The organism is Desulfotruncus arcticus DSM 17038, from assembly GCF_900113335.1.
Classification (GTDB): domain Bacteria; phylum Bacillota; class Desulfotomaculia; order Desulfotomaculales; family Desulfallaceae; genus Desulfotruncus; species Desulfotruncus arcticus.
The window spans coordinates 393264-413503 of the sequence record NZ_FOOX01000001.1; the positions used below are offsets into that span (position 1 = coordinate 393264).

At 43.7% G+C, this 20240-nt stretch carries 19 protein-coding genes; 14 read left to right on the plus strand and 5 right to left on the minus strand.

Features of this window, described 5'->3' with window-relative positions; translation table 11 throughout:
• Position 1: 1 nt before the first annotated feature.
• Positions 2-286, plus strand: coding sequence for a hypothetical protein (locus tag BM056_RS01990; RefSeq protein ID WP_092468187.1), 285 nt, complete (start codon positions 2-4; stop codon positions 284-286).
• Between the two features lie 10 nt (positions 287-296).
• On the opposite strand, the gene BM056_RS27110 is transcribed toward BM056_RS01990, so the two are convergent.
• The 3 genes from BM056_RS27110 to BM056_RS02000 all read right to left on the minus strand — a co-directional run bounded on the left by BM056_RS27110 (position 297) and on the right by BM056_RS02000 (position 1676).
• A complete protein-coding gene (locus BM056_RS27110; protein WP_274377499.1) occupies positions 297-419 on the minus strand; it encodes a hypothetical protein in 123 nt (40 codons plus the stop codon).
• A 176-nt stretch (positions 420-595) separates the two neighbouring features.
• Positions 596-796, minus strand: coding sequence for a hypothetical protein (locus BM056_RS01995; RefSeq protein WP_092468189.1), 201 nt, complete (start codon positions 794-796; stop codon positions 596-598).
• A gap of 61 nt (positions 797-857) precedes the next feature.
• A complete protein-coding gene (locus tag BM056_RS02000) occupies positions 858-1676 on the minus strand; it encodes a DUF2889 domain-containing protein (RefSeq protein WP_092468191.1) in 819 nt (272 codons plus the stop codon).
• A gap of 133 nt (positions 1677-1809) precedes the next feature.
• Here BM056_RS02000 and BM056_RS02005 point away from each other — a divergent pair, with 133 nt between their 5' ends.
• Both BM056_RS02005 and BM056_RS02010 read left to right on the plus strand, forming a co-directional pair.
• Positions 1810-2217: a zinc ribbon domain-containing protein gene (locus tag BM056_RS02005; RefSeq protein WP_092468193.1), complete on the plus strand. Its 408-nt coding sequence runs from the start codon at positions 1810-1812 to the stop codon at positions 2215-2217.
• Between the two features lie 47 nt (positions 2218-2264).
• The gene (locus BM056_RS02010; protein WP_092468195.1) at positions 2265-2510 is read left to right on the plus strand and encodes a hypothetical protein; all 246 of its coding nucleotides are present in this window, start codon (positions 2265-2267) and stop codon (positions 2508-2510) included.
• Between the two features lie 183 nt (positions 2511-2693).
• On the opposite strand, the gene BM056_RS02015 is transcribed toward BM056_RS02010, so the two are convergent.
• A complete protein-coding gene (locus BM056_RS02015; RefSeq protein WP_092468197.1) occupies positions 2694-4646 on the minus strand; it encodes an acetoacetate--CoA ligase in 1953 nt (650 codons plus the stop codon).
• 395 nt (positions 4647-5041) lie between these two features.
• Between BM056_RS02015 and BM056_RS02020 the strand changes: the two genes are divergently transcribed.
• On the plus strand, positions 5042-5791 hold the full coding sequence (locus BM056_RS02020; protein WP_092468199.1) for an SIR2 family NAD-dependent protein deacylase: 750 nt from the start codon (positions 5042-5044) through the stop codon (positions 5789-5791).
• A gap of 6 nt (positions 5792-5797) precedes the next feature.
• On the opposite strand, the gene BM056_RS02025 is transcribed toward BM056_RS02020, so the two are convergent.
• Complete coding sequence (locus BM056_RS02025; protein WP_337833479.1) at positions 5798-6658, minus strand: endonuclease/exonuclease/phosphatase family protein; 861 nt, start codon at positions 6656-6658, stop codon at positions 5798-5800.
• A gap of 126 nt (positions 6659-6784) precedes the next feature.
• Here BM056_RS02025 and tsaD point away from each other — a divergent pair, with 126 nt between their 5' ends.
• The 10 genes from tsaD (at position 6785) to BM056_RS02075 (ending at position 20233) form a co-directional block, all read left to right on the plus strand.
• A complete protein-coding gene (gene tsaD, locus BM056_RS02030) occupies positions 6785-7807 on the plus strand; it encodes a tRNA (adenosine(37)-N6)-threonylcarbamoyltransferase complex transferase subunit TsaD (protein WP_092468203.1) in 1023 nt (340 codons plus the stop codon).
• 229 nt (positions 7808-8036) lie between these two features.
• Positions 8037-9395 (plus strand): DUF512 domain-containing protein, encoded by a 1359-nt coding sequence (locus tag BM056_RS02035; protein WP_092468205.1) that lies wholly within the window; start codon positions 8037-8039, stop codon positions 9393-9395.
• A gap of 86 nt (positions 9396-9481) precedes the next feature.
• Positions 9482-10780 carry a phenylacetate--CoA ligase family protein gene (locus tag BM056_RS02040; protein WP_238456265.1) on the plus strand — a complete coding sequence of 433 codons (1299 nt, stop codon included), beginning with the start codon at positions 9482-9484 and terminating at the stop codon, positions 10778-10780.
• A gap of 75 nt (positions 10781-10855) precedes the next feature.
• Positions 10856-11287 (plus strand): ACT domain-containing protein, encoded by a 432-nt coding sequence (locus BM056_RS02045; protein WP_092468207.1) that lies wholly within the window; start codon positions 10856-10858, stop codon positions 11285-11287.
• Between the two features lie 131 nt (positions 11288-11418).
• Entirely contained in the window at positions 11419-11994 is a 576-nt protein-coding gene (locus tag BM056_RS02050; protein WP_092468209.1) for a 5-formyltetrahydrofolate cyclo-ligase, read from the plus strand.
• A 188-nt stretch (positions 11995-12182) separates the two neighbouring features.
• Entirely contained in the window at positions 12183-12668 is a 486-nt protein-coding gene (gene nuoE / locus BM056_RS02055) for an NADH-quinone oxidoreductase subunit NuoE (protein ID WP_092468211.1), read from the plus strand.
• Between the two features lie 16 nt (positions 12669-12684).
• Positions 12685-14637, plus strand: a complete 1953-nt coding sequence (gene nuoF / locus BM056_RS02060) for an NADH-quinone oxidoreductase subunit NuoF (protein ID WP_092468213.1) — start codon at positions 12685-12687, stop codon at positions 14635-14637.
• A 49-nt stretch (positions 14638-14686) separates the two neighbouring features.
• Positions 14687-15610, plus strand: a complete 924-nt coding sequence (locus tag BM056_RS02065; RefSeq protein WP_092468215.1) for an NADH-quinone oxidoreductase subunit G — start codon at positions 14687-14689, stop codon at positions 15608-15610.
• A 24-nt stretch (positions 15611-15634) separates the two neighbouring features.
• A complete protein-coding gene (fdhF, locus tag BM056_RS02070; protein WP_092468218.1) occupies positions 15635-18322 on the plus strand; it encodes a formate dehydrogenase subunit alpha in 2688 nt (895 codons plus the stop codon).
• Between the two features lie 291 nt (positions 18323-18613).
• Complete coding sequence (locus BM056_RS02075) at positions 18614-20233, plus strand: long-chain-fatty-acid--CoA ligase (protein ID WP_092468220.1); 1620 nt, start codon at positions 18614-18616, stop codon at positions 20231-20233.
• The last annotated feature ends 7 nt before the right edge of the window (positions 20234-20240 follow it).

Genomic DNA, 20240 nt, shown 5'->3' on the forward strand with positions numbered 1-20240 from the left:
TATGTCAAGCATTATGGAACCGGAGGAACTGGAAAAAGTTTTACGTGAACTGTACCACGCCCAAAAATGTACTTTTTTTCTAGAGGATGCAATGGGTAAAGTTATTGACAACTTGGGCTTATCGGAGCAGCAAGCCATTGATATTACTAAACTACTAATAGAAAAGAAGCTGATTACCACTAATTCCTTTTTACCTGCCACTTTTCTTAGACCAAAGTATATTCGCATGTTTCCCGTGGTCCTTAGCACTAAAGCTATTACCATGATGAAGGAAAGCGACAATTAAATTTACTGCATTACTTCTTTTTTGGCTCACAAGCATTAAGATCATTATTTACATAAACTTCAGCAGGTGTGATCTTATACGGTTTGGAAAACCTTTTATTTGCAACGTTATTGGCTTGTTTTTTACCTGCCATGCTTATTTTCCTCTTTTCTTTGTTATAATTTAGAAAAGTGCATCATACCATATATTCCTGTCATATATATGGTATGATGCTAAAGATTAAGTATTAAACGCGGACGCAAATGGAATTTATGTGGAGACATTCCTCGAAGAGATGTGCCACCCACTTTTCCTATAAGTTCACGTTTTTTATTTAATGCGGGATAAGTGAAAATGATTATGCTGGATTTTAACTGAGTGTGTCACCCCACACTCCGGGCATACCTTGGTTTGACCATCTTCAAATCTAATTTCTCCGATATGCTTACCGCAGCAGGTTATTTCAACGCTAAGAATTTTACCGTTCTCGCGAAAGTTTACCCTGTAATCAGCTTCTTTATTAAAGCTCATTAGATCACCTCAATTTACCGTATTTTACCTCATGAGATAAATTTTAAACAAAAAATTTTTGTTAAATTATACCACCTCCCGATTCAACAATTTTACTAGATACCACTCCATCGTTAACCATATCAATTAAATGAACGCAACCATTACCCATGCCCAGTAATTTAGCAATTTGCTTTTTATCAAGCTGGGTGATAAATTGTCCTTCCAAATTCTCAATTAATTGTGTCGCCTCAAAACATATAAGATCCGGAGCCCTTAAAATAGACCCTGCCGCATGAACTATTTTATACTGCAAGTCCAACTCCAGGTCAAGATTCATTTCATGAAAGGAATCACTTAACTTTACATTAATCCCATAACCCTTTCCGGTTATAAAGTCAACTGACTGTTGTTTAAAGCGATTGAACAAATTTGTTGAGCGGGGGTACGCTACATACTCATCCCACTTTTGAGAAATTTTATCCAGGTTACTATAATAGCGACAAGAACCTAAATAAAATTTTTCCCAAAAATCACTGTATGCTGCTGATGAAGCATAACCACGTTTTTCCCAGATAAATGTTTCTGCTTGGATAATCCCACGTACTGTTTCAGCAAACAGTGACCGCGGCAGTTCCCCAAGGCCGCCAACTGCTCTTTTTAAAACAGGGCCACAGTTGAAATATGCCTCTTCCCCTAATAAGCCATCTATTCTGGATACCTGAGCCGGAGGGGAATAGCTTTCAAGTAGGGCATCAATAATCTTAAAGCTCCCTGCCTCAACTGTTAGCATAGCACCGGATTCACCATCAGTTCCGCAATAAATGGTTTGAGCTTCAAGTACATCACCTGTTACCTGCCTAACATGGGTCTGCCAGTGACGCTGTAGGATGTTTGGCATGTGTTTCACCCCTTTGACCTATTATACTTGAAAAAGGCTTATTTTTTGTGAAAAATATTCATAAATATAATCAAGTACACAAGGGTTTTAGATAATCTCGCTGAATTAATTATTTTTAACCGGAGGTGATTATATGCCATTCATTCAAAAAATTGCTGAAAGTGCCAAGCAATTTGGCAGTAGAGCCAAGGATTTTAGCGGTAAAGCGGGCGACAAGGCCAGGGATTTAACTAAAAAATCATCTGAGCTATTGGAAGTAACCAAAATGAAACACGAATTAAGAAAAATGGAAAAAGAAATGGAAAATAACCTTGCGGGTATTGGGGCATTGTACTACCAACAGCAAACCGGACGGGACAGCGTAGAAGAAGAACTTAAACGCTTAATTGAATCAACAAAAGAGCTTGAAATTGAAATGAAAGACCTTGAAGATCAGATTAGCTCCATGCAACCAGTACCGCCCAACTGTACCGATTGCGGTAAAGAACTGCCTGAGGGTGGTAAATACTGTAGTTACTGCGGCAAAAAGATAACTGAATAAATTAAACTCCCAAAAAAATATAATTAAATTGCTGGAAAGGTGAACCTATGAGTCAGGATAAGGAAATTGAACTTAATTTTTCTGAAAATGTTATGACGCTGATCGAAGAGCTTGCAAAAAAAACTGGTTGGAGCGAAGATCAGGTTGTAGAACATGTCATTCATGAGTACCTGATGAATCAGATCAGGATAATTGAAAAAAGAGCAGCCGAAACGAACACAGACATAAATGATTTAGTAAATATGCAATTTGAAAGATTATTGGAATTTCTGCTTAGTAAGTATAACCAGTAAAAAAACGCGTATAATCAGTTCCCTTAACACGCGCTTTTTATATTTAAAGAGAGGTCCGGATGGTAACCGGACCTCTTGTTTCACTTTACAAGGAAATTAGTCCTTGCCATATATATGGCAAGGATTAAGGTATAAAGTATTAGAACGCGCGCGCTGAGGGAACTATTAAGCGCGTGTTTCTTATTAGTTTTGCAAATCCGGTATATTTTTGTACAGTTCAAGTGCTTCAGGATTGGCAAGAGCGTCTCTATTTTCAACAGCTTCATTGTGGATAATATTACGTACGGCAAGTTCCACTTTTTTACCGCTGATAGTGTACGGAATATCATCAATGGGAATGATTTTTGAAGGAACATGCCTAGGTGTTGCGTTTTCCCGAATTACTTTTTTAATTCTGGCAACAAGCTCATCGTTAAATGCCAAGCCATCGCTTAATTTAATAAACAGTACCACCCTTACGTCATTATCCCAGTTTTGCCCCACTACCAGACTGTCTTTAACTTCTTCAAGAGATTCCACCTGCCGGTAGATTTCCGCAGTTCCTATACGCACGCCACCTGGATTCAAGGTTGCATCAGAGCGGCCATAAATGATAACTCCACCTGTATCTGTTACCTCAATGTAGTCTCCGTGGTGCCAGGTATTTTCAAATACGCTAAAGTACGCTTTTTGGTATCTTTTGTCTCCCTCATCATTCCAGAAATAAATTGGCATGGAGGGAAAGGACGATTTACAAACAAGTTCACCCTTGTGGTTTAGCAAGGAATTGCCCTGGTAATCAAATGCATCAACAGCCATTCCCAATCCCCGGCACTGCAGTTCCCCCGCATAAACCGGGCCAATAGGGTTACCCAGAGCAAAACAGGAGATAATATCAGTCCCCCCGGAAATAGAGGAAAGGCAAACATCTTCTTTGATATCACGATAGACATATTCGAAACTCTCTACGGAGAGCGGAGATCCTGTTGACAGAATTGCTTTTAATGCTGCCAGATCAAATAACTGCGCCGGTTTTACGCCTTCCTTTTCAACTGCGGCCAGGTACTTTGCGCTTGTGCCAAATACGCTGATTTTCTCATCCTGAGCCATTTTAAACAATGTTTCCGGGCCAGGATAAAAAGGAGACCCGTCATAGAGTAATACTGTTGCTCCAACAGCCAGTGAACTGATCAACCAATTCCACATCATCCAACCGCAGGTAGTAAAATAAAATATCGTGTCTTCACGTTTTAGGTCTGTGTGCAGCATAAGCTCCTTTAGATGCTGTATCAGCGTCCCACCGGCGCCGTGAACAATACACTTGGGAACTCCCGTAGTACCGGAGGAATACATGATATACAGCGGGTGATCAAACGGAAGCTGCTCATAGGCAATTTCCAAATTATCCACTGGTGACAGAAAATCTGAAAATATAGCAGCACCAGGCAGGCCGGAAATATCAGGATCAGCTTCTGTATATGGAACTACAACAACTTTTTCAATAGAAGGTATTTCTTTGATGATACTGGCAACTCTATTTAAAGAATCGATTTTTTTACCATTATAAAAGTATCCATTGGCTGTAAACAAAATTTTGGGTTGAATCTGGCCAAAACGATCTAAAACGCCCTTAATTCCGAAATCCGGGGAACAGGACGACCAAATAGCCCCTATGCTGCTTGCAGCAAGCATGGCTATAACCGTTTCGATCATGTTGGGCATAAATCCAGCCACCCGGTCGCCGGCTTGAATACCCATCTCACGCATTGCCGCAGCTAGCCGGGCTACTTGGTCATAAAGCTCAATATAAGTAATTCGCCTTGGTTCTTGTCCCTCGCCTTTAAAAACCAGTGCAGTCTTATCATCACGATAGCGCATTAAATTTTGGGCAAAATTTAACCTGGCCCCCTGGAACCAACGGGACACCAGCATATCATCCCGGTTAATGACAACACTATCCCATTTACATGAAGCGGTTATTCCACTAAATTCCCAAACAGCGTACCAAAAATCGGCTGGCTGGTCAATTGACCACTTGTATAATTGAGTAAAGTCCGAAATATTATTTGTAAACATATTATTTACAAACGCCATAAATTTAGTCATATTAGCGTTGTTGACCCTTTCCTGTGAGGGAACCCATAATGGCTGTTTCATGCTTGTTTCCCACCTCCGTTATTATATATTTGATAAAGGCAAATCAATTATTTTAATTAACGCAATAAATATGCAATAAATATGCCAATATGTGCAAACTTTTAAAAATATTTAAATTTTCAAATAAATACAATCAAATTTAATCTAACGCTAAATAATTATATATCACTTTTGCTGGTTTTTATGTAATGATTATTTACACTTTTAATCATCATGATAAACATGGCGACATATAACACTACCTTGTAAATTGTGCTTCGTGGACTGGTGTTGCGTAATTTTCATTAATGCTGCGTTTAGCGGCATGGGGTTTACCCAGTTCATAATTGACATATAAAAACAATTTTAAGATAATGAAATAAACATTAAGAATAATAATTATTGGAGGGTAGCCAGTGCAATATGGTGAGAAAATTAGTTTAATTGCGCGGCTGATTAAAGAATCCACAAAAACAATAGCACTTACAGGTGCCGGCATTAGCACAGAAAGCGGCATCCCCGATTATCGCAGCCCGGGTACCGGCCTTTGGGAAAAACAAGATCCGGCTAAAACCGCCAGCCTAACTGCTTTACGCAGAGACCCGGCCGGTTTTTATTCAACTAATTTAAAACGATGGACGGAATTTAACAACGCTAAACCCAATATAGCGCACTACGCGCTGGCACATTTGGAGAAAAACAATTTATTGCTTGGTATCATAACCCAAAACATTGACAGCCTTCACGTGCGCGCTGGTTCAACCAGGGTGTGGGAAGTTCATGGTCATTTACGCACATGTCATTGTACAGAGTGCAAAGAAAGATATCCGTTCGAGGAACTTACCAGGCTTTTTATTGAAGGTGAAAACCCACCGTTATGCCCATTATGTTCAGGTGTTTTACGCCCGGATGTGGTACTTTTTGAGGATAAAATGAGTGAAGCTTTTTACCAGGCGTCACAAGCGATTTCCGGATGCCAACTGCTGCTTGTTGTTGGAAGCAGCCTAACTGTTTACCCGGTGGCAGGGCTTCCGGGCGTGGCGAGGCAATTGGTTATTATTAACCAAACGCAGACCCAATGGGATGAAGAAGCTACTGTTGTAGTTAATGAAAGCGCCGGTAAAGTAATGAGAGACGTTTTAGCCGAACTTGGTGAACAAATCTGACTAATTTTAATAATTTAGCTCAAATTCAGCCCCCAAAGGCAAGTGGTCTGAAGCCTGACTATTAATCAAGAATGGCTTAATCAGCTTCCAGTGAGCAGAATAAAAAATATAATCAATTTTATGCTCAGGCTTGTTGGCAGGAAAAGTAGGCCAAAGTCCTTCCGGGTCAACCGGTCGGAACAAGGTCTTTATTTTTTTAATTTCATCTGAATCAGGCCTGGCATTAAAATCTCCGACTAAAATTAGGGGGCCGGGTTCCTCCCAGGCATATTCAATTATCTTGTTGACTTGTTTTATCCTTTCTAGCTGATTAAGGCCAAGATGAACGCAAAAAAAAGCTATATCTTTATTTTCTGCTTTAATTTTAACTTTTAATAAACATCTTTTTTCCCACTTGCTGGGCAGCTGATAATTAACCCATCCACTGACAGGAAATTTAGAAAGAATCGCATTACCGAATCGCGGTAAACCGAAGCATTTTATGGTTGGACCGAAAACTGATTGCATACTCAGCATTTGACCAAGTTTGCGGGATTGTATCATAAACCCGCTTCTTGGGCGCAAATAATCAACCTCTTGCAAGCCGGCAATATCAGCTCCTGTACTTGCAATAGTAGAAGCTATAGTTTTTAATGAAACCTTGCCGCCAATTCCCAGGCCATGTTTTATATTATAGGAAACAACACTTAGCTTCATAATCGGCCCTCCGTGAACAGAGATCAATATTATTCTATGCCAGCTTTTGGGGTTATAATAAATAAGAAAACCTACCGATAACCGGATCATTAAATTAACTTTTATGCTCTCAAGCGACACCAATAGGCTGGAAAAAGGTTGTAGGGGCGGACGATCCTGTCCGCCCGCCATTGTGCTTGTGGTTACTCTGGGGTCCGAGATTGCCACGTCGCTTCGCTCCTCGCAATGACAATTTACGGACCACGGGCTGTTGAACCACAATTTTTCAGTACAGATATTAAGTGAGGAGACTTTATTATGTGCATTACCATTTTAGGAATTGAAACTTCCTGTGACGAAACATCAGTTGCTGTGGTGGAAGATGGAGCTAAAATCAAATCTAATATTATTTCATCACAAATCGAAGTACATCAAAAATACGGTGGGGTAGTACCTGAGATTGCTTCCCGTAAGCACCTGGAATTAATAAACAGTGTTATAGAACAAGCTTTAGATGAAGCAGTTATAGATTTTAGCCAAATTAACGCTGTAGCCGTAACCTACGGGCCCGGGCTTGTTGGGGCACTCCTGGTTGGTGTGGCGGCCGGCAAGGCTATTGCTTTTGGTCTGGATATACCGCTGATAGGGATAAATCACATGGAAGGTCATGTTTATGCCAATATGCTGGACCATCCCAGCCCCCAATTTCCAATTATTTGTCTGGTGGTTTCTGGTGGCCACACTGACTTAGTCTTAATACCAAGCCACGGCAATTACCAATTACTCGGCAGCACCAGAGACGATGCCGCAGGTGAGGCATTTGACAAGGTTGCCAGAGTGCTTGGTTTAGGTTACCCGGGCGGGCCGCAAATTGACGGATTGGCAGCTTTGGGTAATGATAAAGCAATTGCTTTCCCTCGCGCATATCTGGAAGAAAAAAGTCTGGATTTTAGTTTTAGCGGCGTTAAAACAGCAGTTATCAATTACCTTAACCGGTGTAAACAAAAAGGGATTCCTGTTAACAAACCTGACGTTGCGGCCAGTTTTCGCCGGGCTGTGGTAGATGTATTAGTGGATAAAGCACTGCAGGCAGCTGAATTATTTGATACAAATACGATTATGCTGGCAGGCGGGGTAGCTGCAAATAAGCTTTTGAGAGATGAACTAAGTTACCGTTCCGCCATTTTGGGCCTGGATTTAATAACCCCTCCGCCAATTCTTTGCACAGATAATGCTGCCATGATTGCTTGTGCCGCTTATTTCAAGTATTTACGTCATGATTTTGCTCCACTGACATTAAACGCTGTGCCTGGACTAAAACTGGGTGAGGACAGATATTAAATCTATAGACTTTTCCACAAAATAAACAGCAGTTTAACACTGCTTGTTATGAAATTATGACCTATATATATCTCCAAACTGTCAAAGTCCTTGTTATTCAAAGTTTATTATTTTATCTTAATATAGGTATTTTGCTAAGCAAAGTAGAATTTTTATTTAAACTAGCTTACGCCTGCTGTGGATAATGTGGATAAGTCTGTTAATAACTTGACATATCAGAGGTTAACTTGTGGGTGATCTATTGAATAATTTTTTATCAAATTATGTCGAAAGACTAATTTACTGGGCTGCCGGGCATAGCAATATTCTGCCGATAACTTCTCAGTGCAATGTGAGATGTGTATTTTGCAGCAATATGCAAAATCCACCCGGCGTTGAAGCGTTCAACCTTAAACCGCTAAAAACTGAACAATTATCTGATATAGTAACTTTACTGGATCCCCAAAAACCTGTCATAATAGGGGAATCGGTAACAAGAATAAATGAAGGAGAGCCTTTTACCCACCCTAAAATTAAAGAAGTTTTATCAATAATACGCAAAGCTCTGCCGCATAATACCATTCAGATTACCACTAACGGATCGTTACTGGACGCCGAACAGCTGGCTTTTTTACAGTCAATTGCACCGGTAACCATTTATCTTTCGCTTAATAGCGTCAACTTGCGCCATCAGTTGATGGGCGACGCACGGTCAGAAAAAGCGGTGGCAGCAGCAGCCTTGCTCGGCAAATACGGATTAACCTGGCACGGCAGTGTTGTAGCTATGCCGCACCTGACTGGTTGGGCGGATTTTAAAGAAACAATAACGTACCTTGATAACTGCGGAGCACAAACCATTCGCATATTTATTCCCGGTTATACCCGCCTGGTGCAAGGAAATTTGTGTTATCGGGAAAATATGCCGCAGCAGCTTCGTCAGACAGTAAGCGAACTTGCCCAACAAGTCAGAACGCCTTTAACTGTTGAGCCACCTTTGCTGACTAATCTCCAGCCTGAAGTTGCCGGTGTTATTCTAAACTCACCTGCTTATATGGCCGGAATCAAACGGGGGCACATAATACAAACTGTTAATGGAAAAGAAGCTTTTTCCCGTGCTCATGCCTTTTATATGGTAAAAAAGGCGGCAAATCCAATTTTGCTGATCCAAAATACTACTAAAGCCAGTAAAGTAGTTATCAATAAAGCCGCAGGGGAAAGCTCCGGCCTGGTAATGGAATATGATATAGATCTTTCTTTAATCGAGGATATCGTTCAAATCGCGTCAAGGCGTTCGGCTAAAAATACCGTGCTGCTTGCCTCGGAGATGGCAGCAAATGTTTTAACAATGGCCCTCAATAAATATGATATTGATCATTCACTTACGGTTATACCTGTTCCCAATCTTTTTTTCGGAGGTTCAATTAAAACAGCCGGGCTATTGGTATTACGTGATATAATTAATGCCATTAGAAACTATCTGGATCAGCACCCCTGCCCGGACCTTGTTATTCTGCCGCAGATTGCCTTTGACCCTAACGGACGAGATCTTTTGGGAAGTCACTGGTCCGAGGTGGAGTCAATTTTCTCAATCCCGGTGGAAGTTTTATAGTTTTGCTTGCGCACAGATAAAAATACTCTTTTTTTTGATGACAAGTTATGCTATCTTTTTAATAATTGGTGAAGGGAGGTTTAAAGTTGTACTGGCAAAAGGAATATGAAACCATGCCGCGGGAACAGCTGGAAGATTTACAAATAGAACGGTTGAAGCAGACAGCTCAACGTGTTTACGATAATGTTCCTTTTTATCGTAACAGCTTTGATAATTTAGGCTTAATACCAGGTGATATTAAATCTTTAGATGATCTACAAAAGTTACCTTTTACAACCAAACAAGATTTGAGGGACAATTATCCCTTTGGATTATTTGCCGTACCAATGGACGAGGTAGTCAGGATTCATGCTTCCTCGGGCACCACCGGCAAACCTACTGTAGTAGGTTACACCCGGGACGACATCACCAACTGGTCGGATTTAATGGCGCGGGCACTGGTTATAACTGGAGGGACTACCTGTGACGTAGTGCAAAACGCTTATGGCTATGGATTGTTTACGGGTGGCATGGGAGTTCATTACGGTGCGGAGCGGCTGGGGGCCACAGTGGTCCCCATTTCAGGAGGTAATACTGCCAGACAGATCATGTTAATGCGTGACTTCGGCACCACAATTCTTACCTGCACACCGTCTTACGCTTTGTTCCTGGGCGAGGAAATTATCAACGCAGGACTGGACCCCAGGGATCTGAAATTAAAAGCCGGCATCTTTGGCGCTGAACCGTGGAGCGAACGCATGCGGGCCCAACTGGAAGCAAAGTTAAATATAATGGCGCTGGATATATACGGGTTAAGCGAGGTTATGGGTCCCGGCGTTTCAATGGAATGCCCAGAAAAGAAGGGCATGCATATTTTTGAAGATCATTTTATTGCTGAAATTATCGACCCGGAAACAGCTAAACCGTTGCCATACGGAGAACCGGGCGAACTTGTGCTAACATCTTTAACCAAACAAGCTCTTCCCATTATCCGCTACCGTACCAGGGATATAACGGTTCTTCATGAGGATAAATGCGGCTGCGGACGAACCTTTGTACGTATGCAGCGCGTGACCGGGCGTACTGATGACATGTTGATTATCAGGGGAGTTAACGTTTTTCCGTCTCAGATTGAAAGTGTATTGCTTGAATTTGGCGACACGGAACCACATTACCTGTTGGTGGTCGATCGCAAAGGCACGTTGGACGACCTGGAAATTTGGGTGGAAATTAGTGATAAATTTTTCTCAGATAAAGTAAGGGCATTGGAGGACCTGGAAAAGAGGCTTAAAGCCCGGATTCTTAGCATACTGGGCATTTCCGCCCGCATCAAATTAGTCGAACCGCGGACAATCCCGCGCAGTGAAGGTAAAGCCAAAAGAGTTATGGATAAACGGGAACTATAAGGAAATGGGACACACCTCTTCGGGGAATGTCCCCAACGTATGAATATCCCAAACGAATAGAAAGGGGGATGTCAGGTGAAAGTTAAGCAGATATCAATCTTTTTAGAAAATAAATCGGGCCGCCTGGCACAGGTAACCAGGGTTCTTGGCGATAATAACATCAATATTAGAGCCCTTTCCATTGCCGACACCACCGATTTCGGTATTTTGCGCCTAATAGTAAATAACCCCGACACAGCTTACCAGATCTTGAAGGAAGCCGGTTTTACCGTTAGCACCACCGATGTTATAGCAGTAGAAGTTAAGGACGACCCGGGTGGATTGGCTAAAGTTCTGGAAATATTGCAAAATGTCAGCATTAATATAGAATACCTTTACGCTTTTTTACAAAAAGCAACCAATGCGGCCCTGGTGGTTTTCCGAGTTGAACAGCTTGACGAGGCAATCAAGGTTTTACAAGAAAACAATGTTAGCATTCTTGAAGACAGTAAAGTATACTCGTTATAGACTACCATATCGGACGTCGTTATAAATCCTTTCTAATGTATTTTATAGGAAGGATTTATTTTTTTACAGAAGAATAATAACCATAGAAAATTGAAAAATTTCTCTGGAAAAGTATTTATGGAGGAATTAACGTGTCTAAAAACGAATTAAGAAATAATGTTATCGCAATACGTAACGCCCTTTCAGCCCAAGAAATTGAACAGAAAAGCAAGACAATTATCAAAAAATTATTTACTCTTTCGGAATATCAAAATGCCAACACCATCATGGCTTATGTTGATTTCCGCAATGAAGTGCCAACATCCGGCATAATTCAGGACGCACTGGCCAACGGCAAAAAGATAGCTATACCGATAACCGATATTAAAAACAAAAAGCTCACTCCTTCATTGCTGCATGATTTCCCGGGCGATCTGGCACCCGGGGCATGGGGGATTCTGGAACCCAGGCCGGAATGTATCAGACCCATAGATCCCGAAGAAATTGACCTGGTGATAATTCCCGGGGTGGCTTTTGATGAAGCTGGGAATAGGCTTGGTTATGGCGGTGGCTTTTATGACCGTTTTTTACTGCGTACCCGCAGGGACGTCATTCTTTTAGCACTGGCATTTGAATTACAAATTCAGTCTCATGTGTATCCTGATAAACATGATATTCCGGTACAGTTGCTTGTAACTGAAGAGAGATTAATGGATTTTCGCTGTTAATAACTTATGAACCTTTTAGAAGTCAGTAGTCAGAAATCATATTCCGAGAACCTGTTCGGGACATGCCAACCGCTGGATTCTAAATTCTGACTCCTGACTCCTGAATTCTGAATTCTAATAATTATAGCTCGGGCTAAATATCCTGGGCTAATGTATTGTTGTCGAAACAATGAGAGGAGGGAAATGGTTTGTCGGCATGCAAGTGTGAGCAAAACCTGGAAGCCAACTATCAGAAATTGCAAGAAGTGTTTGACAAATACCGAAATGTAAAGGGTGCACTAATTCCTCTGTTGCAGGAAGCGCAGGAAGTTTTTGGCTACCTGCCCGGTGACGTCATGAAAAAAATCTCACAGGAAATTGGAGTGCCTTTCAGTAAAACTTTCGGTGTAGCGACTTTTTATTCCCAATTCCACCTGAAGCCCCGCGGGCGCAATATTATCAGGATGTGCCAGGGTACTGCCTGCCACGTGCGTGGTGCTGCCAAGGTATTTGATGCGGTTTCCACAGACCTTGGGGTAGGCAAAAATGAAACAACCGAAGATCGCCGCTATACGCTTGAAACTGTGGCCTGCCTGGGCGCATGCGGTCTGGCTCCGGTTATGATGGTTAACGATGACACGCATGGCCGCTTAACCCCTGACAAGGCCGTTTCTGTAGTTAAAAAGTACGAATAGGAAGGAGGCCTGGCAATTGAATAACTTACTGGACAAATGTTGTGAAAAATGTACCCATGAGCCACAAAATCCGTGCCGGGACTTCATCAAGTGCCGCAAAGAAGGTCCGATTTGCCACGAAGACGAATCCTGCCGGAATAAAAGGACGGATATGTTAGCTGGTATGCACATGTCTGAAGGATCAGAGAAGAAAAATATCTTGATCTGCGCCGGTACAGGCTGCACTTCGTCAGGCTCAAGGAAACTGGTTGATGTACTGAAAGAGGAACTGCAAAAACATAATCTTACCGATAAAGTTAAAATCACTATTACCGGCTGCCACGGTTTTTGTGAACAAGGCCCGCTGATGATTGTGGAACCAGATAAGACTTTTTATGTACGGGTTCAGGATACAGATGTGCCGGAAATTGTTGAGCAAAACCTGCTAAACGGTCAAATAGTAGAAAGGTTGCTATATAAGGACCCGACCACCGGAGACCTGGCCAAAACTTATGAGACTGTGCCTTTTTACGCTAAACAACAAAGGCTGGTATTGCATAACTGCGGGCATATCAATCCCGAAGATGTTGCTGAATATATTGCCAACGACGGTTATGCCGGCTTTGCTAAAGCCCTGCTTGAGCTCAAACCCGAAGAAGTGGTGGAGGAAGTTAAAAAATCCGGTTTGCGCGGACGCGGCGGGGCCGGTTTCCCTACGGGCATGAAGTGGGGTTTTGTCAGACAAGCACAAGGCGATAAAAAATACGTGGTCTGTAATGCAGACGAAGGCGACCCGGGCGCATTTATGGACCGCAGTGTTTTGGAGGGCGACCCCCACGCAGTGATTGAAGGTATGTTAACCTGCGCTTACGCAGTGGGTGCCGATGAAGGTTATATTTATGTCCGGGCTGAATACCCGCTGGCTATTGAGCGTTTAAAAATAGCCATAGCCCAGGCTGAAAAGTATGGCATCCTCGGCGACAACATTTTTAATTCAGGCTTTAATTTCCACCTTAAAATCAAGGCCGGTGCGGGCGCTTTCGTCTGCGGCGAAGAAACCGCGCTGCTGACCTCAATAGAAGGCAACCGCGGCATGCCCAGGGTCAGACCGCCGTTTCCCGCCCAAAGCGGCTTATGGGGCAAGCCAACCAACTTAAATAACGTTGAAACTTATGCCAACGTGCCTTACATTCTTCGCAACGGCGGAGATGCGTATGCCAAGCTGGGTACCGAGAAAAGCAAAGGCACCAAAATTTTTGCCCTAACCGGTAAAGTAAATAACACCGGACTTGTGGAAGTGCCTATGGGCATGACCCTGCGTGATATCATTTTCACCATCGGCGGCGGTATTCAAGACGGCAAGAAATTTAAAGCCGTGCAAATCGGCGGTCCTTCCGGCGGCTGTATCCCTGAGGAAAATTTAGACCTGCCGGTTGATTACGATTCTCTGACAGCTGCAGGAGCCATGATGGGGTCCGGCGGCCTGGTGGTAATGGACGAAACCACCTGTATGGTTGACGTGGCCCGCTTCTTCCTGACTTTTACCCAGGCTGAGTCCTGCGGTAAGTGTACACCTTGCCGTGAGGGCACCAAGCGGATGCTGGAAATTCTCACCCGCATTTGTGAAGGTAAAGGCGAGATGGAAGATCTGGATACTTTAGAACGCCTTGGCCGCGTAGTTAAAAACACAGCCCTTTGTGGTTTGGGTCAGACCTGTCCGAACCCAATTCTCTCAACCATGCGCTATTTTAAAGATGAATACCTTGCCCACATTCAAGACAAACGTTGTCCGGCTGGAGCCTGTACCAGCCTGCTGGTATACATGATTGATCCGGAAAAATGCAAAGGCTGCGGCAAGTGTGCCAAAAACTGTCCGGCCGGCGCCATCTCCGGTGAAAAGAAAGAACCGCATACTATTGATACCGCAAAATGTATCAAATGTGGCTCTTGTATCCTAGGCTGTAAGTTTGAGGCAATTTACAAAGCCTAAAATTTATTTGCTATAAGTTGTACAACTCTCTGCAAAGGAGGGAAATTAGTTGTCATATATATCCCTAACTATCAACGGGGTTAAAATATCAGTTCCCAAAGGAACCACGGTGCTGGACGCAGCCAGGCAGGCAGGAATCTTCATCCCTACTTTCTGTCACGACCCCGAGATCACGCGTTTTGGCGCTTGCCGCATCTGCGTAGTGGAAATCCCTGGGATGCGCAACCTGCCGGCATCCTGCGTTACCGAGGTCACCGAAGGTATGGTAGTACACACCGAATCCCCCGCAGTGGTGGAAGCGCGCAAAACTATCCTTGAACTGCTGCTGGCCAATCACCCCCAGGATTGTTTAACCTGTGAAAAGAACGGGGACTGCAGGCTGCAGGATTACGCCTTCCGTTACGGCGTCAAGGAGTCAGGCTTTAAGGGAGAACGAAAAGATTATCCCCTTGATGATACCAACCCGTATATAATCCGTGATGCCAATAAATGTATTCTTTGCGGGCGCTGTGTACGCACCTGCAACGCCATACCGGAAAGAAGCATCATTGATTTTGGTTACCGCGGCTTTGCCACCAAAATTGTCACTGCCATGGATACCCCGCTGGGAGAATCAGATTGTGTTTACTGCGGCCGGTGTATAACAGTTTGCCCGGTGGGAGCGCTAACCTGGAAACCGCTGGCCGGCAAAGGTCGCGTTTGGGAAATGCAAAAGCAGGAAGTAACGTGCACTTTTTGTGACAGTGGCTGTTCATTTTACGTGTTAAGTAAAAATGGTCAAAATATTGGTGTAGTGCCCAAGGCGTCCGGCAATGGCAGACCCCTTTGCCTTAAAGGCCGGCTGGGACTTGAATTGAAGTACCTGGATGCTCCTCCGGCACCTCAGATGAAAAAAGACGGCCAATTTGTAGAAGTGTCCTGGGGCGAAGCACTGGGGCTTCAAGATATCATCTCCAAGCTAAACAAAGATTAGTAAAGGAAGGAGGGATAACTTCCGGTGGCAGAAGTAACTTTAACCATTAACGGTGTTCAGGTGACCGTAGCCAAAGGGACAACCGTGCTGGAAGCCGCCAGGCAAGCCGGGCTATTTATTCCCACTTTTTGCCACGACCCGGAACTGACCAAGTTTGGCGCCTGCCGCATGTGCATTGTGGAAATTGCAGGCATGCGCAATTTGCCTGCTTCCTGTGTTACAGAGGCTACAGAAGGCATGGTGGTGCATACCGAATCAGAGGCAGTAATTGAAGCCAGAAAGACTATTCTGGAACTAATGCTGGCCAATCACCCAACAGACTGCTTGACCTGCGGCAAAAACGGCGAGTGCAGCCTGCAGGATTATGCGTACCTGTACGGTGTTAAAACAGAAACGTTTGATGGCGAAAAACATGCTTATCCCATTGAAAATGATAACCCATTCATTGTCAGGGACATGAATAAGTGTATTTTGTGCGGCAAATGTATCCGTGCCTGTGCTGAAATTCAAGGTAAAAATATAGTAGATTTCGCGTATCGCGGGTTTGATGCCAAGATAACTCCCGCGATGGATGTTCCTCTTTCAGCATCGGAATGCGTTTTTTGCGGCAACTGCGTCGCTGTTTGCCCGGTGGGAGCGTTACAGGAAAAGCGTCTGCGTTCGACAGCCAGAACATGGGAAGTAGAAAAAGTAAAAACAACTTGCCCCTATTGCGGTACTGGTTGCAGTTTTGAATTGAACGTCAAAGACAATCAGGTTGTTGGCGTTACCTCTTGTGACGGTGACGTCAACGGTAGGGCGCTGTGCGTTAAAGGACGTTTTGGTTACGGGTTCATTCATCACCCCGACCGCCTGACCAGCCCGTTAATCAAGAAAAACGGAAAATTTGTGGAGTCTTCCTGGGAAGAAGCCATCGGCCTGGTAGCTGCAAAATTAAGCGGAATAAAAGCCAATTACGGCTCGGACTCGCTGGCCGTCCTAAGTTCGGCCCGCTGCACCAATGAAGAAAACTACCTGATGCAAAAATTTACCCGCGCAGTACTCGGTACCAACAGTATCGACCACTGCGCCCGTCTCTGACACGCTCCGACAGTCGCCGGTCTGGCGGCTTCATTTGGAAGCGGAGCAATGACCAACAGCATCAAAGAGATTTCCGGAGCTGATTTTATCCTGGCTATTGGCACCAATACCACGGAATCGCATCCCATCATCAGCTTGCAGGTAAAAAAAGCCCAGCGCAGCGGGGCAACTCTGGTAGTGGCTGATCCCAGGCGCACTGAAATTGCAGAACTGTCCAACATTCACATGCAATTGAAATCAGGCTCTGATATCGCACTGTTAAACGCCATGGCCAATGTTATTATTACAGAGAAAATCTGGAATAAAGAATTTGTTTCCACCAGAACAGAGGACTTTGAAGCCCTTAAAGAAACAGTGGCTAAATACACACCGGATTATGCCGAAGACATAACCGGGATTCCGGCTGATGTAATACGTGAAGCAGCCAGAGGTTACGCCAAAGCTAATAATGCCACAATTCTTTATACCATGGGCATTACCCAGCATATCTGCGGTACCCATAATGTATTTGCCGTTGCCAACCTGGCCATGTTATGCGGCCAAATAGGCAAACCCAGCAGCGGCGTCAACCCCCTGCGCGGGCAAAACAACGTTCAGGGCGCCTGCGATATGGGGGCCCTGCCCAATGTTTACACCGGTTACCAGGCTGTAACCGTGGACGATAACCGCAGCAAGTTTGCCAAAGCATGGAACGTAAACCAAATGCCGGCCAAACCTGGTTTAACCGTTGGAGAAATGATGGAGGCTGCAGCCGAAGGTCAAGTCAAAGGCATGTATATCATGGGGGAAAACCCCGTACTGTCTGATCCTGATGCCCGGCATGTGGAGCATGCACTGGAAAAACTGGACTTTTTAGTTGTTCAGGACATTTTCCTGACTGAAACTGCAGCACTGGCGGATGTGGTTTTACCGGCAGCCAGCTTTGCTGAAAAGGACGGCACTTTCAGCAACACCGAACGCAGGGTCCAGCGTGTGCGTAAGGCCATTGATCCCGTAGGCAATGCCCGGGCCGACTGGCAAATCATCTGTGACGTAGCCACGGCTATGGGGTATCCAATGAACTATGCGTTCGCCTCAGAGGTATTTGATGAAATAGCATCGGTAACCCCTTCGTATGCCGGCATCTCCTATGAACGCCTGGAACAGGGCGGCATCCAGTGGCCCTGCCCCAATTCCGAGCACGACGGCACGATGTACCTGCATCAAGATAAATTCGTGCGAGGTCTCGGTAAGTTTAACCCGGTGGAATACATTCCACCCGCAGAGCAACCGGATAGCGAATTCCCGTTTGTTCTCAGCACCGGTCGGCGGCATTTTCACTACCATACAGGTACGATGACCCAGCGCACCGGAGCACTGGAAGTGCATTACGGCACAGAATACCTTGAAATCAATCCAGCCGATGCAGCTGCGATCAACATAACGGAAGGTGAAATGATTAAAGTTCAATCCCGTCGCGGGGAAGTTATGGTTCAAGCCCGCCTTACCGATATCGTGCCGAAGGGAATGGTATTTACATCGTTCCATTTCCCGGAAGTAGCTATTAACAAGCTGACAAACTCTGCCAGGGACCCGGTTGCCAAAATACCGGAGTTAAAAGTTTGCGCAGTAACAATAAAAAAAGCAAGTTAAGTCAAATATTAGGACATGGGGACAAGGGGACAAGCACCTTGTCCCTATTTTATTTAAAGATCCAAGTATAGTATTTTACCAGTCAGACATCCATGCCGCTGACACGTTAACCAACAGGGGAAAAAGAGGTGCAGGGAAGGTATTTAATAATTTAACGAATTAATTTGTTTTAGAATAATATAATTTTTTTAAAAAATATAAAAAGTCTAAAGGTATTGCTCAAAAACTTGTCGAAATGTAAGTATACAAAAAATTGTGAATGAATACTCATTTATTAAGGAGGTGTGCATTTTGACTGAAAGCGATAAGATCTGGTTAAAAAGCTACCCAGCTAAAATCCCGGCTCAAATTGACTATCCCGATTTAACAATGCCCCAATTTCTTGATAAAATAGCTGCCGAATTTCCTGAACGCGAGGCCATTATTTTTTCAGGGATCAAAATAAGCTTTCAAATGCTGCAAGGTATGGTTAATCAATGTGCCAACGCCCTTGCTGATCTAGGTGTAAAAAACGGTGACCGGGTAGCAATTATGTCTCCCAACAGCCCACATTACGTTATGGCTTTTATGGCTATTTTAAAGCTTGGAGGCATTGTGGTACAGGTAAACCCCATGTATGTGGAACGTGAATTAGAACACATTTTAAACGATTCCGGCGCGGAAATAATTATTGCCTATGATGCATTTTACCCGTTAATTAATAAAGTGTGTGATGTCACTCCGCTGCAAAAAATTATTCTTTTTTCACTTGGGCAGCCTGCAGAAAAAGATGATAGCGTTATTAAAGCAGAGGAGCTGTTGTTAAAATATCCTCCTGTTTTTTCTCAGGTACCTGTGGAAATGGATGATGTGGCTGTTTTCCAATACACCGGCGGCACAACAGGGGTTTCCAAAGGAGCCATGTTAACACATCGCAATATAACCGCAAACGCTCTTCAAGTAACATACTGGTTTGAAAACATGGAATATGGCCAGGAAAAAGTTCTGTGCGCATTGCCCTTTTTCCATTCTTATGCTATGACCACCTGTATGAATTTCAGTATCGTAAATGCTGCAACAATGATTGTAATGCCACGCTTTGAAATTAAGCAATGCTTGGAATTAATCAAAGTATACCAGCCGACTTTCTTTCCTGGAGCTCCAACCATGTATATAGCTATCATTAACCACCCAGATGTACAAGAGTATGGGATTAATTCAATTAAAGGTTGCATTAGCGGGTCAGCTCCCCTACCGATAGAAGTAGCGGAAAAGTTCGAACAATTAACCGGTGGTAGCCTTGTTGAGGGCTTCGGGTTATCTGAAACATCGCCGGTTACACACTGCAACCCTGTATCGGGAACCCGTAAAGCTGGTTCGATTGGAATTCCACTGCCGGATACTGACTGTAAAATTGTAGATCTTGAATCTGGTGAAAGAGAGTTGCCTCCGAACGAAATCGGTGAATTAAGTATCAAAGGTCCTCAAGCGATGAAAGGATATTGGAATATGCCCGAGGAAACAGCTAAAACTCTACGAGATGGTTGGATTTATACCGGAGACATTGCCAAAATGGATGAAGACGGCTACTTTTATATTGTTGACAGAAAGAAAGATATGATTATTGCGGGCGGTTTCAACATTTACCCGAGAGATATAGAAGAAGTATTATTTGAGCACCCCAAAATTATGGAAGCTGTTGTCGCAGGTGTTCCCGATCCTTATCGCGGAGAAACCGTAAAAGCATTTATTGTGTTAAAAGAAGGCCAACAGGTAACAGAAGAAGAGATTATCGATTACTGCAGAAACAACCTAGCCAAATACAAAGTACCTAAATTAGTTGAATTTCGTACACAACTTCCCAAAACAATTGTTGGTAAAGTATTAAGGCGCACATTGCGAGAAGAAGAGATTAAAAAGCAGAAAAGTTAAGTCAGCC

Bases quoted from the DNA above. Each gene is read 5' to 3' on its own strand.
- BM056_RS02000 (WP_092468191.1), bottom strand. From the start codon at position 1,676: ATGCCAAACATCCTACAGCGTCACTGGCAGACCCATGTTAGGCAGGTA.
- BM056_RS02010 (WP_092468195.1), top strand. From the start codon at position 2,265: ATGAGTCAGGATAAGGAAATTGAACTTAATTTTTCTGAAAATGTTATG.
- BM056_RS02005 (WP_092468193.1), top strand. From the start codon at position 1,810: ATGCCATTCATTCAAAAAATTGCTGAAAGTGCCAAGCAATTTGGCAGT.
- BM056_RS27110 (WP_274377499.1), bottom strand. From the start codon at position 419: ATGGCAGGTAAAAAACAAGCCAATAACGTTGCAAATAAAAGGTTTTCC.
- BM056_RS01995 (WP_092468189.1), bottom strand. From the start codon at position 796: ATGAGCTTTAATAAAGAAGCTGATTACAGGGTAAACTTTCGCGAGAAC.
- BM056_RS01990 (WP_092468187.1), top strand. From the start codon at position 2: ATGTCAAGCATTATGGAACCGGAGGAACTGGAAAAAGTTTTACGTGAA.
- BM056_RS02025 (WP_337833479.1), bottom strand. From the start codon at position 6,658: ATGGCGGGCGGACAGGATCGTCCGCCCCTACAACCTTTTTCCAGCCTA.
- tsaD (WP_092468203.1), top strand. From the start codon at position 6,785: ATGTGCATTACCATTTTAGGAATTGAAACTTCCTGTGACGAAACATCA.
- BM056_RS02015 (WP_092468197.1), bottom strand. From the start codon at position 4,646: ATGAAACAGCCATTATGGGTTCCCTCACAGGAAAGGGTCAACAACGCT.